Genomic DNA, 19,301 nt, shown 5'->3' with positions numbered 1-19,301 from the left:
AGTGCATCTGCTACGGGGCGCGGTGCGGACCTATGCCTGGGGTTCGCGGACGGCAATCGCCGAATTCACCGGAAGGCCCAGTCCGACAATCCATCCGGAGGCCGAACTATGGCTCGGAGCACATCCGGCCGACCCGGCGTGGCTGCAGACCGAACACGGTGAGCAGTCGCTGCTGCAGGCGGTCCACGACGACCCCGAGGGCCAGCTGGGCAGCGTGGCCATCGGCCGATTCGGCGATGCACTACCGTTCCTCGTCAAGGTGCTCGCCGCCGACGAACCGCTGTCGTTGCAGGCCCACCCCAGCGCAGCGCAAGCCCGGGAGGGCTTCGATCGTGAGGATCGACTGGACATCCCGGTCACCTCGCCCATACGCAACTACCGCGACCGGAGCCACAAACCCGAATTGCTGGTTGCGTTAGGACATTTCGATGCGCTCGCCGGATTCCGCACGGTGGACCGCACGGTCGAGTTGATGCGTGCGCTCGCGGTCTCGGATCTGGACCCGTTCATCAACCTGCTCTCCGATCAGTCCGACGCCGATGGCTTGCGGGCGCTGTTCACCACCTGGATCACCGCGCCGCAGCCCGACCTCGACGTGCTGGTGCCGGCGGTCCTCGACGGTGCGGTGCATTACATCCGTTCCGGGGCAAAGAAATTCGCCGCCGAGGCCAAGACCGTGCTGGAACTCGGCGAGCGTTACCCCGGTGATGCGGGCGTGCTGGCCTCTCTGTTGCTCAACCGCATAAGCCTGCGGCCGGGTGAAGGCATCTATCTTCCCGCGGGGAACCTGCACGCGTACCTGCACGGTGTCGGTGTCGAGGTGATGGCCAACTCCGACAACGTGCTGCGCGGAGGGTTGACCCCCAAGCACGTGGACGTTCCTGAGCTGCTGCGGGTACTGGACTTCACCCCGACCCCCGAGGAGCGGCTCCGTCCCGAAACGGTCACCGACGGCGCCGAAACCATCTATCGGACACCGGCACAGGAGTTCGCGGTATCGGTGTTGGCGGTCGACGGTGAACACATCGGTGCCGAGATCGACGTGCATTCCCACCACGACGGTCCGCAGCTGCTGCTGTGTACGGAGGGCGCCGCGGTGATCTATGCCGACGACGACAAGCTGACCTTGCAGCGTGGCGCGGCGGCCTGGGTGGCGGCCGAGGACGGCCCCATCCGGGTGACCGCCGCCGAGCCGACCAAGCTCTTCCGCGTGACCATCGGCATCTAGCGATACCGGTAGATCAGCCGCGGACGGTTACGGATGCCTCCGAGTGGTTGGACCCCCGGCGACGTTCGGCCAGCCACGCCTTGATGTTGTGCCGGACCGCACGTCCGACGATCCGGGGCGGCGGCGTCAGCCACAGGCTGTCCAGCATGCTCGTACGCCGCAAAAACCACTCGGCCAGAACGGGATCCGTTTCGGCTGCCCCGAGGAACTGGTCGAAGAGACCGAAGAGCGGGTTGAACCAGAAGGCTTTGTCACCCTCCGCCCCGTGCTTCACCTGATCGGCAACTGAATTCATCGTCCACACCGGATAGGTGGTTCGCGCGGTTCGCCGGGCCAGCCGGGGAATCAGGTCATGAGTTCCCTCGGCAAGCACCTCACGCAGGTTGGCCGCCTGGACGGTCGACATGGTGACGCCCTGCCCATAGGTCGGATTCAGGCTGACCACCGCATCGCCGAACGGAAAGATGCCGTCCGGGAACCGGCCGAGCTTGTCGTAGCGTCGCCATTTGCTGACCGGGTAGCGGTGAAAGTTCATCTCGCCCACCGCATCACCGGCACGCAGCGCGGTGGCAAGGTGCGGTGGCAGGGCAGTGTCGCCGAGTTGTTTGATGCCGGCGAAATCGCTCGGCGGCTCGGCCTTGGCGACACCGAATGCGGTCACCGTCCAGATACCGTCCTCGTGGAACAGCATGCCCATACCGAGGCCGCTGTCGTGCGCCGCACTGACGACGACCATCTTCTCGCTGATGAGCTCCGCGGGAATGCGGACCCGCTGAGATGCGTAGGTGACCCCGATCTTGATCGATTCTTCGGGTGGTCGCTCGTAACCCCACTGTTCCAGCCACACCGGCAGTCGGCTGCCGCGCCCGGAGGCGTCGACCACCACGTCGGCCGCAACCTGTTCCCCGTCGTCGAGCACGAGCCCGGTCACCCGTTCGGTTCCGGGGTCATACTGCGGTTCACTCACCCCGCGATGCAGGATCTGCACGGTGGGCAGGGCCGACACCCGTCGGCGAATCTGCCATTCCAGCTGGCCGCGGCTGGGCACGTAGGCGGTGAAGTTGGACTCGAGGGTCTGTCCGGTACCGAGCAGGTGCCCACCGGCCTCGAAGTGGATGGCGGCCGGTCGGTTTTCCACCACCGGAACATTTGCGGCCACCATGTCGTCGAGCAATCCGGGAAACAGCGCCTCCAACTCGTCGGCCCCACGAGCCATCAGCAGGTGCACATGCTGGCCCTGCGGTATGGCGCTCCGATTGACCGGCTGATCCGGCAGCTCGTCACGCTCGTAGAGGGTGACGCGGTCGAAATGGTCGGCGAGAACCCGGGCTGCGCACAGCCCAGCGATGCTCCCTCCGATGACGACGGCATGGTTCGGGGAAAGTTCGTGAGTACTGCGCATATGACGGCTACGGTACTGCGAACCACGCGTGAACCGGGTCGGAATGGGAGGCGGCGTCAATATGTCGGCCTTTCTGTCGTCGTCTCCGGCGCACGCTCACGCCTGGTCGGCACCGGGATCCGCTTGCCTAACGGACTTGCAACAACTCGTGGCACAATGCCGTGGCTGGAGGCGTGATGCGGCTCTCAGGTTGATACCCTCTGCAAGGAAACTCACACATCAACGGATGGGGAAATGACAACGGTTGGCGACGCGGACGGCACGGCAACGGGGGACCTTTACTTCGAAAGAGTGGAGGCCCTCTCTCGTGCGACGGTCCGTCGACGCTTCGATCCCCACGTCGACATCGATTGGGACGCACCCGAGAACGCGTTGGACGAGCACGATCCGCGCTGGCAGCTGGATCCGGACAGCGCCCCCCTCGCGGCGACGGACTGGTACGCCCAACAGCCATTGCAGCGCCGAATCGACATGGGCCGTTGGATCACCGCCAACACCCTGAAGGTCACGCTCCAGTTCGAAATGATGTTGATTCGCGGAGTGGTGCATTACGCCGGCAAGTTGCCCAACGGTTCGCCGGTATTCCAGTATCTGCTGCACGAACTGATCGACGAATGCAATCACATCCAGATGTTCCAGGAATTCGTCAATCGCACCGGCGAGGATGTGCCCGGAATGCGGCGCGGCTCCCGGGTGATCGGGCCGATCCTGGGCTTCATCGGCGGTTATGCCAACATCATCCATTTCATCGGGGTGCTGTGCGGTGAACAGCCACTGCATTTCCAGCAGACGCTCCAGCACCGCGGCGCGGCGCACGTTCCGCCGCTGCTGAACAAGATCACCTACATTCATCTGGCGGAGGAAGCCCGTCACATTTCGTTTGCCGATGACCTTCTCGCTCAACGAATGCAACGCGTCACCCGATTGAAGCGGGCGTGGTACGCAATTCTCTTCCCGTTTTTTCTCCGGTGGCTGATCGGAGAGATGATCGGGCCGCCACGCACTTTCGCCCGCCAGTTCGGAGTTCCGCGCCAGGTGTTCAAGTCCGCGTTCTGGCGGAGTGGCCGGTCGCGCCAGATGATGGCGGAATCGGCCGCAGACGTTCGGCGGGTAGCCGAGGACCTGGGTCTGCGGACGGCGTGGTCACGGTGGATCTGGCGAATGTTGGGTATCGATGGGCGGTTACCGCGCTATCGGGGTGAGCCCGATCGTGGTTCTGCGATCACCCGGGTGACCGGGCTTCGCACCGCCGTGACGGCACGCCTGACGGCGGTGGCGATCATGGCGGGCGTCGCGCTGCTGGCGACGCCGGACGGACTGCGCATCATCGCGTGTGCCGCTGCGGGCGCGGGTGTGTGGGCGGCGTACCACACCTTCCGGGAGCGCCGCGGCGGTGTGATGGGGAACCAGCCCTTCGAATGGCCGAGGCTTTTCGTGTGGGTTGCGGTGTGCGTGGCCATGATTCCCGCGGGCGGGCTGATCGGGCTGGCTCTGGTGGTGTTCATGATCCTGGCGCTGGCCGAGTTCATGCCCACCCTCTGACCGCTGGTCCGAGGGTTTCGTCGAGCCCGGCTACCGTCAGGCGGGCTTGTGGTAGGTGTACACCCGGTACTGGATGAGGCCGAGCTTGGACAGCCACTTCATCCAGCGCGTACCGACGATCATCGTCTTCTGGGCATCCGCTGACCCCTGCTCGCGGAAGAACTTGAGCAGGAACGGATACGTCGGCAACGTGTTCTTCCGGATGTTGCGCTTGGCCGCGAGTTCGAGCCCGGCCCGCTTGCCCATGGACTTGTAGCCCCGCAGGGGCACATTGCCGAGCGTTCCGTAGGACTTGGCGATCCTGGGGCGGATCGCCATCCAGATCGGTGTCTTGCCGAAGAACATCAAGGTCGGCACGAAGTCGGACACCGCCAGGTAACCACCCGGCTTGAGCACCCGCGCCGCCTCCGCGAGGAACTTCTCGCGGGACGGGAAATGGAAGATGCACTCGACGGCCAGGACGCGGTCGAACGAGTTGTCCTCGAACGGCAGCTGGCAGGCGTCGGCCTCGACCCAGCCGATCTTGTTGCCGTTGGCCGGCACGGTCTGGGCCTCGGCGGCCGCGAGCTGGCGCGGGTCGATGTTCAGGCCCGTGAGATCCATGTCGGAGTACGTGCCGTTGATCTGCTGGATGGTTCCGCCGAATCCGCAGCCGGCATCGAGCACCTTCTGCCCGTCGGCAACCTTTCCTGCCGCGAACAGAACGTGGTCCATCTGCTCCATGGCAGCGATGTAGTCGGCCCGGGTGCCCTTGGCGGTTCTGGGGTCTTCCCAGTAGCCCCAGTGCACCTGGTTTTCCCACAATTGGCCGGTCTCGCCACCGTCCTGCCGTTCATCGATCAGCAGGTCAAAGTAGGGGAGCTCAGCCATGCGCGGGACCGTATCACGATCGAGGTCAAGTGTGACGTAGACCCCACTTGGGCGGCAGGGCACGGTTCGGCGAAGTTTGAGAGTCCTACCTGTTTCTCCGTCATCGCGGTGGGAACATGGCGTGACCCCGGTCAGGATGAGAGGCAACGCCAGATATGTCTGCCCTTCGGCGAACGAAATCAGTCGAGCAGTCGATAGCCGACACCGACGAGCCGTCGACGCGGCTCCGCAAGGACCTCACGTGGTGGGACCTGACGGTGTTCGGGGTGTCGGTGGTGATCGGTGCGGGCATCTTCACCATCACCGCGTCGACGGCGGGCAATCTGACCGGCCCGGCGATCTCGATCGCCTTCGTGATCGCGGCCGTGGCATGTGGGTTGGCCGCCTTGTGCTACGCGGAGTTCGCCTCGACGGTTCCGGTGGCAGGCAGTGCCTACACCTTCTCCTATGCGACGTTCGGCGAATTCGCGGCGTGGATCATCGGGTGGGACCTCATCCTGGAGTTCGCCGTGGCCTCCGCCGTGGTGGCCAAGGGCTGGTCGAGCTATCTCGGGACGGTGTTCGGATTCGGCGGCGGGATCGCGGACTTCGGCGGCCTGGCGGTCGACTGGGGCGCACTGGTGATCATCGCGCTGGTGACGGTCCTGCTGGTGATCGGCACCAAGTTGTCGGCGCACTTCAGCCTGGCGATCACGATCATCAAGGTGTCGGTCGTGCTGCTGGTGGTGATCGTCGGCGCGTTCTACATCAAGGCTGCGAACTACACCCCGTTCATCCCGCCGAACGAGGCCGGGGAGGGCGCCAGCGGCGCAGACCAGTCGTTGTTCTCGTTGCTGACCGGGGCCGCGGGCAGCCACTACGGCTGGTACGGGGTGCTGGCCGGCGCCTCGATCGTGTTCTTCGCGTTCATCGGGTTCGACGTCGTCGCGACCACGGCCGAGGAGACGCGCGATCCGCAGCGCGACGTACCCCGCGGCATCCTGGCCTCTCTCGGCATCGTCACCGTGCTCTATGTCGCGGTGTCGGTGGTGCTTTCGGGCATGGTGTCCTACACCGTGCTGCGTGACGCGCCGGACGGCCACGCCAACCTGGCCACGGCGTTCGAAGCCAACGGCGTGCACTGGGCGGCGAAGGTCATCTCGATCGGAGCCCTCGCCGGCCTCACCACGGTGGTGATCGTGCTGATGCTCGGGCAGACCCGGGTGCTGTTCGCGATGTCGCGCGACGGGCTGCTGCCGCGCCAGTTGGCCGTCACGGGTGGCCACGGGACACCGGTCCGGATCACGGTGATCGTCGGGGTGCTGGTGGCCATCGCTGCCTCGGTCTTCCCGATGGGCCGCCTCGAGGAGATGGTCAACATCGGCACGTTGTTCGCCTTCGTACTGGTCTCGGCCGGTGTCATCGTGTTGCGGCGGACCCGCCCCGACCTGCCGCGCGGATTCCGTGTGCCGTGGGTGCCGGTGCTCCCGATCGCGGCGATCCTGGCGTGCCTGTGGCTGATGCTGAACCTGACCGGATTGACCTGGATCCGGTTCCTGCTCTGGATGGCGATCGGCGTGATCGTGTACTTCGCCTACGGCCGCCGGCATTCGGGCCTGGCCAACCGGGACGTCGCCACCGTTTAAGCACCACGCCGCCCGGCGGAGCCACGCCGTCGAATCTCGTTCGCAGCTCGCACACGGCTCTGCCTGCGTTGTGACCTCGCACACCAACATCTCTTTACAAAAGGCCATTAAATGTCTAGACACGCGACATCGTGCGGCATATAGTCAAGTCATTGCAGTGACAGCTCTCACATAAGGAGGCTCATCGTGGTGGCGGAACTCTCGAACGGGTCGGGCGTCGCAGACGTCGGGCAATGGCGGGACAAGAAGCGGCATCTGTGGCTCATGGGTCTGATCGCCCCGACGGCGATCTTCGTGATGCTGCCGTTGGTCTGGGCGCTCAATCAGGCCGGCTGGCATGTCGCGGCGCAGGTGCCGCTCTGGATCGGCCCGATCCTGCTCTACGTTCTGCTGCCACTGCTGGACCTGCGGTTCGGACCCGACGGTCAGAACCCGCCCGACGAGGTGATGGAACAGCTGGAGAACGACAAGTACTACCGGTACTGCACCTACGTCTACATCCCGTTCCAGTACGCGAGCGTCGTGATGGGTGCCTATCTGTTCACCGCGTCCGACCTCAGCTGGCTCGGGTTCGACAGCGGGCTCGGCTGGCCGGCCAAGATCGGCATCGCGTTGTCGGTGGGTGTGCTCGGAGGGGTGGGCATCAACACCGCACATGAGATGGGGCACAAGCGTGACTCGCTGGAGCGCTGGCTGTCCAAGATCACGCTGGCCCAGACCTGGTACGGCCACTTCTACATCGAGCACAACCGCGGGCACCACGTGCGGGTCGCCACTCCCGAGGATCCCGCGTCGGCCCGTTTCGGCGAGACCTTCTGGGAATTCTTGCCGCGCAGCGTGTTCGGTAGCCTGCGCTCATCGTGGGAGTTGGAAGCCCAGCGTCTGCGCCGGCAGGACCGCTCACCGTGGCACTGGTCCAACGATGTGCTCAACGCGTGGGCGATGTCGGTGGTGTTCTGGGGCGCACTGATCGCGATCTTCGGAGTCGGTGTGATCCCGTTCATGGTGATTCAGGCGATCTACGGGTTCAGCCTGCTGGAGTCGGTGAACTACCTCGAGCACTACGGGCTGCTCCGGCAGAAGACCGCCGGCGGCCGTTACGAGCGCTGTGCGCCGGTGCACAGCTGGAACTCCGACCACATCGTGACCAACCTGTTCCTGTATCACCTGCAGCGCCACAGCGATCACCACGCCAACCCGACACGCCGGTACCAGACCCTGCGGAGCATCGACGGTGCACCGAACCTGCCCAGCGGGTACGCCTCGCTGATCGGTCTCACCTACCTGCCGCCGTTGTGGCGCAAGGTGATGGACCACCGGGTGCTGGAGCACTACGACGGCGACATCACCAAGGTCAACATCCAGCCCCGGCTGCGGGAGAAGGTCTTGGCCCGCTACGGCGCTGCGGAGGCCGGAGCATGAGCGCCTACGGGTGCCCCGGGTGCGGCTACGTCTACGACGAGGCCAAAGGCGCTCCGCGCGAAGGATTTCCGGCGGGAACGCGGTGGGCCGACGTACCAGATGACTGGTGCTGCCCCGACTGCGCGGTGCGAGAAAAGCTCGATTTCGAACCGATGGAGGTGAAGCAATGACCGAGCCCTACAAGCTGTTCGTCTGTGTGCAGTGCGGATTCGAGTACGACGAGGCCAAGGGCTGGCCCGAGGACGGCATCGCCCCGGGCACTCGTTGGGACGACATCCCCGACGACTGGAGTTGCCCGGACTGCGGCGCCGCGAAGGCCGATTTCGACATGGTCGAGGTCGTGCGGCCTTGACCGCTTCGTGCGACGCGCTCGAAAGCGGCCCGGAAAGCGATATTGTCGCCCGTGTGAGTCGGCCGCGAGACAAGCAGCGCATCCCGTATGCGGAGGCGTCGCGAGTGCTGTTGCGCGATTCGATACTCGACGGCATGCGGGAGCTGCTGCTGACCCGCGACTGGTCGGCCATCACGCTCTCGCACGTGGCGCAGGTCGCGGGGATCAGCCGTCAGACCATCTACAACGAGTTCGGTTCACGCCAGGGCCTGGCCGAGGGATATGCCATGCGCCTGGCCGATCGCCTCGTCGACGCCGTCGACGAGGCGATCAACAACAACGTCGGCGAAGTACACGCGGCGTTTCTTGAGGGCTTTCGCGCGTTCTTCCTGGAGTCGGCCGCCGATCCGCTGGTGATCTCCCTGCTGACCGGTGCGTCCAAGCCCGACCTGCTGCAGATCATCACCACCGGCAGCGGGCCGATCATCTCCCGGAGCTCACAACGGCTGACCGGAACCTTCCAGAACAGTTGGATGAAGGCCAGCGACGAGGATGCCGGTGTGTTGGCCCGGGCGATCGTGCGGCTGGCGATGAGCTATGTGTCGATGCCCCCCGAGGCGGACCACGATGTGGCCGGTGACCTGGCCCGACTCATGACGCCGTTCGCCGAGCGCTACGGTGTCATAGATACCGCTTAGCTGTCAGAGCGCCGCCGCTGTTGAAAATCGCATGAGCGCCTGTCCCGCGAGCCCGCAGGCTAGAGGTATCTGCGTGTGGCGTCGCCGTTGGGTGCGCCTGTGCGCTGGCAAGCAATCACGACTGAAAGAGGGCTCTACATGACTGAGTTGAAGGCTGACAGCCTGGGCGGCATCGACTTCAAGGTCGCCGACCTGTCGCTGGCCGAGTTCGGCCGCAAGGAAATCCGCCTGGCCGAGCACGAGATGCCCGGCCTGATGGCGCTGCGTCGCGAATACCACGACGTGCAGCCGCTCAAGGGTGCGCGCATCTCCGGCTCGCTGCACATGACGGTGCAGACCGCAGTGCTGATCGAGACGCTGGTGGCACTCGGTGCCGAGGTTCGCTGGGCCTCCTGCAACATCTTCTCCACCCAGGATCACGCCGCCGCCGCAGTGGTCGTCGGGCCGCACGGCACCCCCGAAGAGCCCAAGGGCACCCCGGTCTTCGCCTGGAAGGGCGAGACGCTGGAGGAGTACTGGTGGGCCGCCGAGCAGATGCTCACCTGGGAGGGCGAGCCGGCGAACATGATCCTCGACGACGGTGGCGACGCCACCATGCTCGTGCTGCGCGGCGCGGAGTACGAGAAGGCCGGTGTGGTCCCGCCTGCCGAGGAAGAAGACTCGGCCGAGTGGAAGGTCTTCCTGTCCCTGGTGCGCAAGCGCTTTGAGACCGAGAAGGACAAGTGGACCAAGATCGCGGCGTCGGTCAAGGGTGTCACCGAGGAGACCACGACCGGCGTGCTGCGGCTGTACCAGTTCGCCGCCGCGGGTGAGCTGGCGTTCCCGGCCATCAACGTCAACGACTCGGTCACCAAGAGCAAGTTCGACAACAAGTACGGCACCCGGCACTCGCTGGTCGACGGCATCAACCGCGGCACCGATGCGCTGATCGGCGGCAAGAAGGTGCTGATCTGCGGCTACGGCGACGTGGGCAAGGGCTGTGCCGAGTCGCTGGCCGGTCAGGGTGCGCGCGTGCAGGTCACCGAGATCGACCCCATCAACGCCCTGCAGGCGCTGATGGACGGTTACGACGTGGTGACCGTCGAGGAGGCGATCGGCAACGCCGACATCGTGGTGACCGCCACGGGTAACTTCGACATCATCCTGCTCGACCACATGAAGGCGATGAAGGACCACGCGATCCTGGGCAACATCGGCCACTTCGACAACGAGATCGACATGGCGGCCCTGGAGAAGTCGGGCGCCACGCGGCTGAACATCAAGCCGCAGGTCGACCAGTGGACCTTCGGTGACTCGGGCAAGTCGATCATCGTGCTGAGCGAGGGCCGCCTGCTCAACCTCGGAAACGCCACGGGCCACCCGTCATTCGTGATGAGCAACAGCTTCTCGAACCAGGTGATCGCCCAGATCGAGCTGTGGACCAAGAACGACGAGTACGACAACGAGGTCTACCGCCTGGCCAAGCACCTCGACGAGAAGGTGGCACGCATCCACGTCGAGGCACTCGGCGGCTCGCTGACCAAGCTCACCAAGGAGCAGGCCGAGTACATCGGCGTCGACGTCGAGGGCCCGTACAAGCCGGAGCATTACCGCTACTGAGTTGACCTTTCTGCGCAGGCAGACGCGAAAGTCCCCGTCATCCAAGGATGTCGGGGACTTTTGCGTTGCGGCCAGATCTGACGCGCAGGGTGGTGGTGCCGGTCCCAGGTTGACTGCGCCCTTTTCGGATCGGCGTCCGAGCGGCACGGTGGAGGCATGAAGTTCGGTGTCAGCACATTTCTCACTGACCGGGGCCTGGCGCCCACGAAACTGGCGACAGCCCTCGAAGAGCGGGGATTCGACTCGCTTTTCGTCGCCGAGCACACTCATCTGCCGGTGGCCGGGCCGGTACCGCCCGAAGGTGACCTACCGCCGCACGACTACTACCGCTCGCTGGACCCCTTCGTGGCGCTGGCGGCGGCCGCCGTCGTCACCGATCGACTGATCCTCGGTACCGGGATTGCGCTGGTGGTGCAACGGGATCCGATCACCCTCGCCAAGGAAGCGGCCAGTGTGGACCACCTCTCCGGCGGTCGTTTCCAGCTCGGCGTCGGAGCCGGTTGGTTGCGTGAGGAGATGCGCAACCACGGCACCGAACCGAGGACCCGGCTGGCGTTGATGCGCGAGCGGGTGCTGGCGATGAAGGAGATCTGGACCGCCGAGAAGGCCGAGTTTCACGGCGAGTTCGTCGATTTCGACCCGATCTACTCATGGCCCAAGCCGGTTGGCCGTCCCCACCTGCCGGTGCTGGTCGGCGGCAACGGTCCCACCGTGTTGGAACGGGTACTCGAATACGGTGACCAGTGGGCGCCGAATCTGGTCGGCACACCTGAGGAGCTGGTGACCCGGGTGAAGGAACTTCAGCACCGGGCTGGCGAGCGCGGGCGGGACCGGATTCCGGTGACGCTGATCGGTGCCGACCAACGCGGCTACCTGGGGCCCGACCGGCAGCGCACGATCACGCCGCTGACCCGACGCGAGCTCGAGGTGTTGGCAGACGGCGGCGTCGATCATTGCGTGTTCTTCCGCGACGCTGCCGCCGCGGAGACCGAGGCGTTGCACTATCTGGACGAACTCGCCGAGCTGACCGGGCCGTTCCGCGATTGAGCCCGCATCACGGCGGCGAGCCGTTCGTCGGTACCGGTTCCGGGTCTGGGGTTGTACAGCACCAGGTGCCAGCCCGGATGATCGGTGACGGCCAGGGTTGTCTTGTCGAACACCAGCTCGCCGGTCTGGGGATGCAGCACTGCCTTGATCGCCTGTGAATGGTGACCCACGTCGTGCCGTTCCCACAGCTCGACGAACTCGGGACTGACCGCGCCGAGGTCATCGACGATCTCGGCGAACCGGGCATCGTCCGGATACCGTGCCGCGTCGGCGCGGAACGCCGACACCACCCCAGGGGCAGCCGCTGCCCAGTGCTGGTACATGCCGCGGTAGCGGCCGTTGGTGAAGAAGGTGACGAGGCAGTTGCGGTCGGTGTCGCCGTAGCCGAACACCCGCTGGGTCGCCTCGTTGACCGCGAGCAGATTCCAGTACCGGTCCTGCAGCATCGCCGGTCGCGGCGACCATGCCTCGAGCAGGTGGAGAAGTTCGGGAGTGGCTTCGGTCGCGTGCTCACCGGCAGGCGGGGGATTCAACCCCGACAGCGAATACAGGTGCGCGCGTTCGGATTGCGAGAGTTGCAGGGCGGTGCTGATCGCGTCCAGCACGCTCGACGACACGTTGATGTCGCGGCCCTGTTCGAGCCATGTGTACCAGGAGATTCCGACACCGGCCAGCAATGCGACCTCCTCGCGGCGCAGTCCCGGGGTCCGTCGGGTACCGCCGACCACCAGCCCCACGTCGGCCGGCTTGAGCCGGGCACGGCGAGTACGCAGGAAATCACTGAGCTGCTCGCGCTTCATAAGGCGATGGTAGAAGTGGCAGCCGCCGGGATGCGGGGACGAGTGCGAACGCGCGGTGGGCCCCGCAGGTCCAGCTCCCGGTAGGTGAGTTCCGTGAGGTTCTCGCCGTCGCAGGAGAAGCTGAACGCGACCTTGTCCCGGTAGGTCTCGGCGCGCTGCCGTCCCGGCGTTAGGCTGCCCGCGTGCTCATTGCGATCGAGGGTGTCGACGGTGCAGGCAAACGTACGTTGACCAACGGCCTGCGAGCGGCGTTCGAGGCCGATCACAAGTCCGTCGGAAGCCTGGCTTTCCCGCGGTATCACCGCTCGGTGCCTGCCGATCTGGCCGCCGAGGCGCTGCACGGGGTACACGGGGACCTGGCCGATTCGATTTACGCGATGGCCACGTTGTTCGCACTCGACCGCGCCGGCGCTCGTGAGGAGATCGAGCACCTGCAGGGCGCCTACGACGTGGTCATCCTGGACCGTTACGTCGCCTCGAACGCCGCCTACAGCGCGGCCCGGCTGCACCAAAGCGCCGACGGCGACGCGGTGGCCTGGGTGCGCGAGCTCGAGTTCGACCGCCTCAAACTCCCAAGGCCGGATTGGCAGGTGCTGCTCGACGTCCCGACCGAGCTGGCCGCCCAGCGCGCCGAGCACCGGGCCAACACCGAGGCCGACCGGGCCAAGGACGCGTACGAGCGCGACGGTGGTCTGCAGCAGCGCACCGGTGAGGTCTATGCCGCGCTGGCCGCCGCCGACTGGTGCGGTCGGTGGGCCATCGCGGGCCCGGATGTGGACCCGGCCGCCCTGGCAGGTCGGCTAAGCAGCAGATAAAGCCGAGAAACCCGCGTGTGGTAGCCCGGTTTTATCGCGATCGGGTGACACCATGGACACCATGAGGCAAAGGATCCTTGTCGTCGACGACGACCCATCACTGGCCGAGATGCTCACCATCGTCTTGCGTGGTGAAGGATTCGACACCGCGGTCATCGGCGATGGCAGCCAGGCGCTGACCGCCGTCCGCGAACTGCGGCCCGATCTGGTCCTGCTGGATCTGATGCTGCCCGGCATGAACGGCATCGACGTCTGCCGCGTGCTCCGCGCCGACTCCGGCGTGCCGATCGTGATGCTGACGGCCAAGACCGACACCGTCGACGTGGTGCTGGGCCTGGAATCCGGCGCCGACGACTACGTGATGAAGCCGTTCAAGCCGAAGGAGCTGGTCGCCCGTGTGCGCGCGCGGCTGCGTCGCAACGAGGACGAGCCTGCCGAGCTGCTCTCGATCAACGACGTCGAGATCGATGTGCCGGCCCACAAGGTGACCCGTCAGGGCGAGCAGATTTCGCTGACACCGCTGGAGTTCGACCTGCTCGTGGCGCTGGCACGCAAACCACGCCAGGTGTTTACTCGTGATGTGCTGCTCGAACAGGTGTGGGGATATCGCCACCCCGCTGACACCCGTTTGGTGAACGTGCATGTCCAGCGGTTGCGGGCCAAGGTCGAGAAAGACCCGGAGAACCCGCAGGTGGTGTTGACCGTTCGAGGAGTGGGATACAAGGCCGGACCCCCGTGATCTTCAGCTCCAGACGGCGCATCCGTGGTCGCTGGGGAGGTTCCGGCCCACTGTTGCGCGGATTGGGGACGCTCGGCAGAGCGCTGAGCATGGTGTGGCGGCGTTCGCTGCAACTGCGCGTGGTCACCCTGACGCTGGGGCTCTCCCTCGCCGTCATCCTGGTTCTCGGTTTCGTGCTGACCAGCCAGATCACCGACCGCATTCTCGAGGTCAAGGTCAAGGCCGCCACCGAGGAGGTCGAGCGCGCCCGCATCACGGTCGGCGGCATCGTCGGCGGTGAGGAGAGCCGCTCGCTCGACAGCAGCCTGCAGCTGGCCCGGAACACCCTGATCGACCGCAAGGCCGACGCCCGCGCCGACGTGGCCGGGGCGTTCGACGCGGCGCTCATCGTCCCCGGCGACGGTCCGCGCGAGGCCGCGGCCGCCGGGCCGGTCCAGCAGGTGCCGAAGGCGTTGCGGGACTTCGTCAAAGCCGGGCAGGTCAGTTACCAGTACGCCACGGTGCACACCGACGCGTTCTCCGGGCCGGCGTTGATCGTCGGCAGCCCGGCGTCCTCGTCGGTGCCCAATCTTGAGCTCTACCTGATCTTTCCGCTGAACAACGAAGAGAGCACCATCTCGCTGGTGCGCGGCACCATGCTGACCGGCGGCGTGGTGCTGTTGGGTCTGCTGGCCGCGATCGCCCTGGTGGTGGCGCGCCAGATCGTGCAGCCGGTGCGTTCGGCCTCCCGGATCGCCGAGCGGTTCGCCGAAGGCCATCTCACCGAGCGCATGCCGGTGCGCGGTGAGGACGACATGGCCCGGCTCGCGGTGTCGTTCAACGACATGGCCGAGAGCCTGTCGCGCCAGATCCAGCAGCTCGAGGAATTCGGTAACCTGCAGCGCCGCTTCACCTCTGACGTCAGTCACGAACTGCGCACGCCGCTGACCACGGTGCGCATGGCGGCCGATCTGATCCACGACCACAGTGAGGACCTCGACCCCGCGCTGCGCCGGTCCACCGAACTGATGGTCAACGAACTGGACCGCTTCGAGACGTTGCTGGCCGACCTGCTGGAGATCTCCCGCCACGATGCCGGTGTGGCCGAGCTGTCGGTGGAGTCCGTCGATCTGCGGTCTACGGTGCAGAGCGCGCTGGACAACGTGGGGCACCTGGCGGCCGACGCCGAGGTCGAGCTCGACGTCAACATGCCCGAGGGCGAGGTGATCGCCGAGGTGGATCCACGCCGGGTGGAACGGATCCTGCGCAACCTGATCGCCAACGCCATCGACCACGCCGAACGCAAACCGGTGCGAATCAGGATGGCCGCCGACGAGGACACCGTCGCGGTCACCGTCCGCGACTACGGCGTCGGCCTGCGTCCAGGCGAGGAGAAGCTGGTGTTCAGCCGCTTCTGGCGGTCGGACCCGTCGCGGGTCCGGCGCTCCGGCGGCACCGGGCTGGGCCTGGCCATCAGCATCGAGGATGCGCGCCTGCACCAGGGCCGGTTGGAGGCCTGGGGCGAGCCGGGCAAGGGCGCCTGCTTCCGCCTGACGTTGCCGCTGGTGCGTGGGCACAAGGTGACCACCAGCCCGCTGCCACTCAAACCCGTTGCACCGCAGCAGAAGCCGCGGCAGCGTCCCAACCGAGACCGGGAGCATGCGGAGGAGAACGTGTGAAGCGCCTGCTGACGGTGGTGCTCGTCGGTCTGGTAGTCCTGGTGTCCGGATGCGCGGGAATTCCCAATTCATCGTCCCCGCAGGCGATCGGCACGGTCGACAAGCCGGCACCACCGAACCTGCCCAAACCGGCGCCGGGGATGGACCCCGACGTGCTCCTGCGTGAATTCCTCAAGGCCACAGCCGATCCGGCGAACCGGCATCTGGCGGCCCGGCAGTTCCTCACCGAGTCGGCCTCCAGCTCCTGGGACGACGCAGGCAGCGCGTTGCTGCTCGACCGCGTGGTGTTCGTCGAAACCCGTGGCTCGGACCGGGTTTCGGTGAACATGCGGGCGGACATCCTCGGATCGCTTTCGGATATGGGCGTATTCGAGACGGGGGAGGGGGCGCTGCCCGACCCCGGTCCCATCGAGCTCGTCCAGACCCCGGGCGGGTGGCGCATCGACAAGCTGCCCAACGGAGTCTTCCTCGACTGGCAGCAGTTCCAGTCGACCTACAAGCGCAACACCCTCTACTTCGTCGACCCGACCGGAACCACCGTCGTGCCGGATCCGCGCTACGTCGCGGTCTCCGATCCCGACCAGCTGGCCACCGAGCTGATCTCTAAACTGGTGGCCGGGCCACGGCCGGAGATGTCCAGGACGGTGCGCAACCTGCTCGAAGCACCGCTGCAGCTACGCGGTCCGGTCACCCGCGCCGACGGTGGCAAGACCGGGGTGGGCCGCGGCTACGGCGGTGCCCGGATCGATCTCCAGAACCTCTCGACCACCGATCCGCACAGTCGACAACTGCTTGCCGCACAGGTCATCTGGACCCTGTCGCGGGCCGGGATCAGCGGGCCCTACGTGATCAACGCCGACGGTGCGCCGCTGGACGACCGGTTCGCCGACGGATGGGAGACCTCCGATGTCGCGGCCGCCGACCCCGGGGCGGTGCCCGGTGCGGCCGCCGGCCTGCACGCGCTGGTGGGCGGCTCACTCGTCTCGCTGGACGGCCAGCACACCACCCGGGTGTCCGGCGCCTTCGGCTCGGCGCCATTCCAGATGTCGGCGTCGGTGTCACGCAACGGTCAGGATGCCGCCTCGGTCGTGGTGCTGCCCGACGCGCCGGAGGCCACCGCGGCCTCGCTGTGGATGGGGCAGCTGGGCGGGGCCACCGCCAAGGCCATCGAGGGCCGCACCCTGACCCGGCCCAGCTGGTCGCTCGACGAGGCCGTATGGGTCGTGGTCGACGATGCCAACGTGGTGCGTGCCATCCGTGACGCGTCCGGGGTTCCGGCCCGCATCCCGGTCGATGCGGCCGCGGTGGCCACGCGCTTCCCCGGCCCGATCACCGAACTGCAGCTCTCCCGCGACGGCACCCGTGCGGCCATGGTGATCGGTGGGCAGGTGATCCTGGCAGGCATCGAGCGGACACCCGAGGGACAGTTCCTGCTGACCTATCCCCGGCGCCTCGGCTTCGGCCTGGGCAACACCGTGGTGTCGCTGTCCTGGCGTACCGGCGATGACATCGTGGTCAGCCGGACCGATCCGGCGCACCCGGTGTCGTACGTCAATCTCGACGGGGTGAATTCGGACGGACCCAGCCGCAATCTGGTGGCCCCCGTCGCCACGGTCGCCGCCAATCCGTCGACGGTGTACGTCGCCGACCAACGCGGTGTGATGCAGCTTTCGGCCTCGGTCAACGAGGACAACCCCGGGTGGGTCGAGGTGCGTCCGCTGATGGTTGCGGGCTCGCTGCCGGTGCTGCCCGGCTGAGGCTTGGGCCGGCTCCGCAGCGCCCGCCGATTTCCACGCCTGGGCTGGGCCCGCGGCGGATCCACGACCCACATGTGGAAACCGGCGAACCAGAAACCGGCGATGTCGGCGCCGGCGCGCAGACTGCCGGCATGTTCGACCTCATCCTGCCGCTGGAATGTGGTGGCTGCGGCGCGCCGTCGACCAGGTGGTGCGCGTCGTGCGCCGGACAACTCCGGGTCCGTGACGATGAGCCGCACCTGTTCACCCCGCGAACAGATCCGGGGGTCCCGGTGTTCGCGCTGGGCCGGCACGCCGGCATCCGCCGGCGCGCCATGGTGGCGCTCAAGGAGCACGGCCGTAGCGACCTGATCGCCCCACTGGCCCGCACCCTGAACACGGGCCTGCAGCACCTGCTGACCTGGGGCGTCATCGGCACTCCGGTGACCGTCGTGCCGGCTCCCACGCGGCGCGCCGCAGCACGTCGTCGCGGCGGTGACCCGGTCGGCCGGGTCGCGGTCGCGGCGGCAGCCGAGCTTCCCGGTGTCCGCGTCGTGCCGGCCCTGCGCCTGCGACCGTGGGTGCGTGATTCGGTGGGCTTGTCGGGTGCCGCGCGTCAGCGCAACATCGCGGGCCGGGTCCGGCTGATCGGACCGATCGGGGGCGAGGTGGTGTTGGTCGACGACATCGTCACCACCGGGGCGACGGCAGCCGAATCGGTGCGGATGCTCACGCGTGCCGGGGCGCAGGTGTCCGCTGTCCTGGCGATTTCGCACGCCTGACGTGCCCGTCATTTCGCTGGGATCAAACCCACATGAAGAACTGAAAACACGTATTTGAAATTGGTGGCACGAGTGGGTGAACACGGACTACCGTCGGCAGCAACCACCCGTGAACGACTCACGGCGGCGCCCCCCGAACGCGGCGCCACTTCACCGCCAAACGGTAGGAGGTGAGTACCCGACACCTTTCGCCGATGGGTGGAGCAAACTATTCGGCCCATCGGCGCCATCACGATTCGTTGAGAAGTAGGGCACGCGTGAGCGCGTGTGACAACTGAGAGAAACGAGTTGCCGAGTATGTCAACCCATTCCCCGGATACAAGCGCCACCATGGTGGTCGACCCCGACGAGCAGGTCGGAGACACCACCCCGGAGCCGAACGCAGAGGTTGTGGTCAAGGGTCGAAACGTCGAAGTTCCGGACCACTTCCGCATCTACGTCTCGGAGAAGTTGTCGCGCCTGGAGCGATTCGACCGCACCATCTACCTGTTCGACGTCGAGCTCGACCACGAACGCAACCGCCGTCAACGCAAGAACTGCCAGCACGTCGAGATCACCGCCCGCGGCCGTGGCCCGGTGGTGCGCGGCGAGGCCTGCGCCGACAGCTTCTACGCCGCCCTGGAATCAGCGGCAGGCAAACTCGAGAGCAGGCTGCGCAAGAGCAAGGACCGCCGCAAGATCCACTACGGCGACAAGACCCCGGTTTCGCTGGCAGAAGCGACGGCGCACGAGACACTGTTCGAGCAGCAGCCGTCGGCGACCGCCGATGCCGGATTGGCGGATGGTCTCGACGACCATGAGCCGGGCCGGATCGTGCGGACCAAGGAACACCCGGCGAAACCGATGACCGTCGACGACGCCCTCTACGAGATGGAGCTGGTCGGGCACGACTTCTTCCTGTTCCACGACAAGGAGAGCGACCGGCCGTCAGTGGTTTATCGCCGCCACGCCTACGACTACGGGCTGATCCGCCTGGCATAGCGCGTCTCGGCCAGGGACGCAGAAAC

Annotated in this window: 18 protein-coding genes; 15 read left to right on the top strand and 3 right to left on the bottom strand. The window is 66.4% G+C overall.

The window, feature by feature from the left end; all coding sequences use genetic code 11:
- The first annotated feature begins 1 nt into the window (after position 1).
- On the top strand, positions 2 to 1,228 hold the full coding sequence (manA, locus tag ACNQR1_RS28180) for a mannose-6-phosphate isomerase, class I (RefSeq protein WP_418048886.1): 1,227 nt from the start codon (positions 2 to 4) through the stop codon (positions 1,226 to 1,228).
- A gap of 13 nt (positions 1,229 to 1,241) precedes the next feature.
- Here the strand turns inward: manA and ACNQR1_RS28175 are convergent, their stop codons facing one another.
- A complete protein-coding gene (locus tag ACNQR1_RS28175; protein ID WP_418048885.1) occupies positions 1,242 to 2,630 on the bottom strand; it encodes an FAD-dependent oxidoreductase in 1,389 nt (462 codons plus the stop codon).
- 234 nt (positions 2,631 to 2,864) lie between these two features.
- On the opposite strand from ACNQR1_RS28175, the gene ACNQR1_RS28170 reads away from it, so the two are divergent.
- The gene (locus ACNQR1_RS28170; RefSeq protein ID WP_418048884.1) at positions 2,865 to 4,172 is read left to right on the top strand and encodes an AurF N-oxygenase family protein; all 1,308 of its coding nucleotides are present in this window, start codon (positions 2,865 to 2,867) and stop codon (positions 4,170 to 4,172) included.
- A 36-nt stretch (positions 4,173 to 4,208) separates the two neighbouring features.
- Here the strand turns inward: ACNQR1_RS28170 and ACNQR1_RS28165 are convergent, their stop codons facing one another.
- The gene (locus ACNQR1_RS28165) at positions 4,209 to 5,042 is read right to left on the bottom strand and encodes a methyltransferase domain-containing protein (protein WP_418048883.1); all 834 of its coding nucleotides are present in this window, start codon (positions 5,040 to 5,042) and stop codon (positions 4,209 to 4,211) included.
- Between the two features lie 155 nt (positions 5,043 to 5,197).
- On the opposite strand from ACNQR1_RS28165, the gene ACNQR1_RS28160 reads away from it, so the two are divergent.
- The 7 genes from ACNQR1_RS28160 (at position 5,198) to ACNQR1_RS28130 (ending at position 11,764) form a co-directional block, all read left to right on the top strand.
- Positions 5,198 to 6,667 carry an amino acid permease gene (locus ACNQR1_RS28160; protein ID WP_418048882.1) on the top strand — a complete coding sequence of 490 codons (1,470 nt, stop codon included), beginning with the start codon at positions 5,198 to 5,200 and terminating at the stop codon, positions 6,665 to 6,667.
- A gap of 264 nt (positions 6,668 to 6,931) precedes the next feature.
- The gene (locus ACNQR1_RS28155; RefSeq protein WP_418050539.1) at positions 6,932 to 8,089 is read left to right on the top strand and encodes an alkane 1-monooxygenase; all 1,158 of its coding nucleotides are present in this window, start codon (positions 6,932 to 6,934) and stop codon (positions 8,087 to 8,089) included.
- The gene (locus tag ACNQR1_RS28150; protein WP_418048881.1) at positions 8,086 to 8,259 is read left to right on the top strand and encodes a rubredoxin; all 174 of its coding nucleotides are present in this window, start codon (positions 8,086 to 8,088) and stop codon (positions 8,257 to 8,259) included. Before ACNQR1_RS28155 ends, ACNQR1_RS28150 begins: the two co-directional genes overlap by 4 nt.
- Positions 8,256 to 8,441 (top strand): rubredoxin, encoded by a 186-nt coding sequence (locus ACNQR1_RS28145; protein ID WP_418048880.1) that lies wholly within the window; start codon positions 8,256 to 8,258, stop codon positions 8,439 to 8,441. Before ACNQR1_RS28150 ends, ACNQR1_RS28145 begins: the two co-directional genes overlap by 4 nt.
- Before the next feature lie 53 nt (positions 8,442 to 8,494).
- On the top strand, positions 8,495 to 9,118 hold the full coding sequence (locus ACNQR1_RS28140; protein ID WP_418048879.1) for a TetR family transcriptional regulator: 624 nt from the start codon (positions 8,495 to 8,497) through the stop codon (positions 9,116 to 9,118).
- Positions 9,119 to 9,256: 138 nt separating this feature from the next.
- Positions 9,257 to 10,717 carry an adenosylhomocysteinase gene (gene ahcY / locus ACNQR1_RS28135; RefSeq protein WP_418048878.1) on the top strand — a complete coding sequence of 487 codons (1,461 nt, stop codon included), beginning with the start codon at positions 9,257 to 9,259 and terminating at the stop codon, positions 10,715 to 10,717.
- Positions 10,718 to 10,873: 156 nt separating this feature from the next.
- Complete coding sequence (locus ACNQR1_RS28130; RefSeq protein WP_418048877.1) at positions 10,874 to 11,764, top strand: LLM class F420-dependent oxidoreductase; 891 nt, start codon at positions 10,874 to 10,876, stop codon at positions 11,762 to 11,764.
- Here the strand turns inward: ACNQR1_RS28130 and ACNQR1_RS28125 are convergent.
- Positions 11,719 to 12,564 carry a helix-turn-helix transcriptional regulator gene (locus tag ACNQR1_RS28125; RefSeq protein ID WP_418048876.1) on the bottom strand — a complete coding sequence of 282 codons (846 nt, stop codon included), beginning with the start codon at positions 12,562 to 12,564 and terminating at the stop codon, positions 11,719 to 11,721. The genes ACNQR1_RS28130 and ACNQR1_RS28125 overlap by 46 nt on opposite strands.
- A gap of 182 nt (positions 12,565 to 12,746) precedes the next feature.
- Between ACNQR1_RS28125 and ACNQR1_RS28120 the strand changes: the two genes are divergently transcribed.
- The 6 genes from ACNQR1_RS28120 to hpf all read left to right on the top strand — a co-directional run bounded on the left by ACNQR1_RS28120 (position 12,747) and on the right by hpf (position 19,275).
- Entirely contained in the window at positions 12,747 to 13,379 is a 633-nt protein-coding gene (locus tag ACNQR1_RS28120; RefSeq protein ID WP_418048875.1) for a dTMP kinase, read from the top strand.
- Positions 13,380 to 13,431: 52 nt separating this feature from the next.
- Positions 13,432 to 14,118, top strand: a complete 687-nt coding sequence (mtrA, locus tag ACNQR1_RS28115) for a two-component system response regulator MtrA (protein WP_019343547.1) — start codon at positions 13,432 to 13,434, stop codon at positions 14,116 to 14,118.
- The gene (gene mtrB, locus ACNQR1_RS28110) at positions 14,115 to 15,776 is read left to right on the top strand and encodes an MtrAB system histidine kinase MtrB (RefSeq protein ID WP_418048874.1); all 1,662 of its coding nucleotides are present in this window, start codon (positions 14,115 to 14,117) and stop codon (positions 15,774 to 15,776) included. Before mtrA ends, mtrB begins: the two co-directional genes overlap by 4 nt.
- Positions 15,773 to 17,533: an MtrAB system accessory lipoprotein LpqB gene (lpqB, locus tag ACNQR1_RS28105; RefSeq protein WP_418048873.1), complete on the top strand. Its 1,761-nt coding sequence runs from the start codon at positions 15,773 to 15,775 to the stop codon at positions 17,531 to 17,533. Before mtrB ends, lpqB begins: the two co-directional genes overlap by 4 nt.
- A gap of 131 nt (positions 17,534 to 17,664) precedes the next feature.
- Positions 17,665 to 18,294, top strand: coding sequence for a ComF family protein (locus ACNQR1_RS28100; RefSeq protein ID WP_418048872.1), 630 nt, complete (start codon positions 17,665 to 17,667; stop codon positions 18,292 to 18,294).
- 330 nt (positions 18,295 to 18,624) lie between these two features.
- Positions 18,625 to 19,275, top strand: a complete 651-nt coding sequence (hpf, locus tag ACNQR1_RS28095; protein ID WP_418050538.1) for a ribosome hibernation-promoting factor, HPF/YfiA family — start codon at positions 18,625 to 18,627, stop codon at positions 19,273 to 19,275.
- The last annotated feature ends 26 nt before the right edge of the window (positions 19,276 to 19,301 follow it).

It is taken from the genome of Mycobacterium sp. 48b (genome assembly GCF_048282725.1).
In the GTDB taxonomy this organism is placed as follows: domain Bacteria; phylum Actinomycetota; class Actinomycetes; order Mycobacteriales; family Mycobacteriaceae; genus Mycobacterium.
The sequence above is the reverse complement of the archived record's forward strand: the minus strand, read 5'-3'. Positions and strand labels throughout refer to the sequence as shown.

Excerpts from the sequence above, each read along its gene's own strand:
- ACNQR1_RS28175 (WP_418048885.1), bottom strand. The coding sequence starts at position 2,630 with ATGCGCAGTACTCACGAACTTTCCCCGAACCATGCCGTCGTCATCGGA.
- ACNQR1_RS28170 (WP_418048884.1), top strand. The coding sequence starts at position 2,865 with ATGACAACGGTTGGCGACGCGGACGGCACGGCAACGGGGGACCTTTAC.
- ACNQR1_RS28165 (WP_418048883.1), bottom strand. The coding sequence starts at position 5,042 with ATGGCTGAGCTCCCCTACTTTGACCTGCTGATCGATGAACGGCAGGAC.
- ACNQR1_RS28160 (WP_418048882.1), top strand. The coding sequence starts at position 5,198 with ATGTCTGCCCTTCGGCGAACGAAATCAGTCGAGCAGTCGATAGCCGAC.
- ACNQR1_RS28155 (WP_418050539.1), top strand. The coding sequence starts at position 6,932 with ATGGGTCTGATCGCCCCGACGGCGATCTTCGTGATGCTGCCGTTGGTC.
- ACNQR1_RS28150 (WP_418048881.1), top strand. The coding sequence starts at position 8,086 with ATGAGCGCCTACGGGTGCCCCGGGTGCGGCTACGTCTACGACGAGGCC.
- ACNQR1_RS28145 (WP_418048880.1), top strand. The coding sequence starts at position 8,256 with ATGACCGAGCCCTACAAGCTGTTCGTCTGTGTGCAGTGCGGATTCGAG.
- ahcY (WP_418048878.1), top strand. The coding sequence starts at position 9,257 with ATGACTGAGTTGAAGGCTGACAGCCTGGGCGGCATCGACTTCAAGGTC.
- ACNQR1_RS28130 (WP_418048877.1), top strand. The coding sequence starts at position 10,874 with ATGAAGTTCGGTGTCAGCACATTTCTCACTGACCGGGGCCTGGCGCCC.
- ACNQR1_RS28125 (WP_418048876.1), bottom strand. The coding sequence starts at position 12,564 with ATGAAGCGCGAGCAGCTCAGTGATTTCCTGCGTACTCGCCGTGCCCGG.
- mtrA (WP_019343547.1), top strand. The coding sequence starts at position 13,432 with ATGGACACCATGAGGCAAAGGATCCTTGTCGTCGACGACGACCCATCA.
- ACNQR1_RS28100 (WP_418048872.1), top strand. The coding sequence starts at position 17,665 with ATGTTCGACCTCATCCTGCCGCTGGAATGTGGTGGCTGCGGCGCGCCG.
- hpf (WP_418050538.1), top strand. The coding sequence starts at position 18,625 with ATGGTGGTCGACCCCGACGAGCAGGTCGGAGACACCACCCCGGAGCCG.